The sequence below is a fragment of the Bacillus sp. FG16 genome, assembly GCF_057809515.1.
In genome coordinates this window covers 1-1123 of sequence record NZ_JBMDKC010000266.1, presented here as the reverse complement: position 1 = coordinate 1123, position 1123 = coordinate 1, and the positions used below count along the sequence as shown (strand labels likewise).

Below are 1123 nucleotides of genomic sequence, written 5' to 3'. Positions count from 1 at the left end.
ATAACGAATAGGTGCAGGATGCGCACGTAATTCTGTTATTGTCTCAGTCGCTGCACGTATTTGGTACTTTGTGATTAATTTAGGAGGTAAATGATGAAATAGACCATCTGGGATGTGAAGGTGACGAATAGTAAGTAATTTTTTAAGCTCTATCTCCATGGTAGCAACACTAGGTTTGTGGGGGGAAGATAGTAATTGTCGAAAAGTTATCATGTTTTGGTCTTCTTTGTTTCCTTCTTGATAATCATGAGATTCCAAAAGATTATCTATATGATGGCAAGTTTGAATGGACAGTTGCTGGTACGTTTCTTGATACAACTTCTGTTCAAATGTATGAATAGCAGAATCAATCATGCGCTTCATACTTCCAATAGAAGGAGGTTCTACTTTCCACTTACGAAAGAGATAATACACTTGATTTATTAAGTAATCGGTATCATGAGTAAAGACGATTTGTTCTTTTAACCATTGTTCCAGCCGCTCTCCTTCTGTATGAGTAAACTCTTTAAACTGAAAAAAATCTCGAATTTGTTTTCTATGGTAAGTATAGTTTCTTTCTTCTGATCCCCAACGATACTCATCAAATAAATTTGAAGAAAGGTTAAGTTGTTTTGCGATATATTCAATCACTGCTTTTGGAACATCACTTTTCTTTATTGGGAATCTAGCTTCATGCTGAAAATACTTCAATAGAACAGTAAAACCAAGACGACTGGCCCCCGTCTTATTACCAATCAGTTTGCGCTCGATGTCAACCAAAATAAAATGTTCTAATAATTCATCTTCTGTCCAATTCTTCTTCATGCCTGTCTCTCCCTTTATATAGAATAACTATCTATACTTTTAGTTTAGGAAAAAATAAACAATAAAAAAAGCCAAAATTGGCTTCACTTTGATGTATACGAATAGCTACTTTGCGGTCTACAGCAAGAACCCTGTGACTAAGCCATATGGAGCTCAATGAGCATGAACTCGAACGAAGTGCGGAAATACTGAGGGTATTCGCACATCCTGTCCGTCTACAAATTGTCTATCAATTAGTAAGGAAAAAGGTTTTAAATGTTACCCAATTACAACAGATTTTAACATTACCGCAATCTACGGTTTCACAACATCTTCATAA

General features: G+C 35.5%; 2 protein-coding genes. One reads left to right on the top strand and one right to left on the bottom strand.

Features of this window, described 5'->3' with window-relative positions; translation table 11 throughout:
• A partial coding sequence (locus ACODS7_RS32175) for a DUF4158 domain-containing protein (RefSeq protein ID WP_488828622.1) occupies positions 1-804 on the bottom strand: 804 nt, incomplete at its 3' end.
• 146 nt (positions 805-950) lie between these two features.
• Between ACODS7_RS32175 and ACODS7_RS32170 the strand changes: the two genes are divergently transcribed.
• Positions 951-1123 (top strand): ArsR/SmtB family transcription factor (locus tag ACODS7_RS32170; RefSeq protein WP_488828624.1); only part of this gene is annotated, 173 nt, incomplete at its 3' end.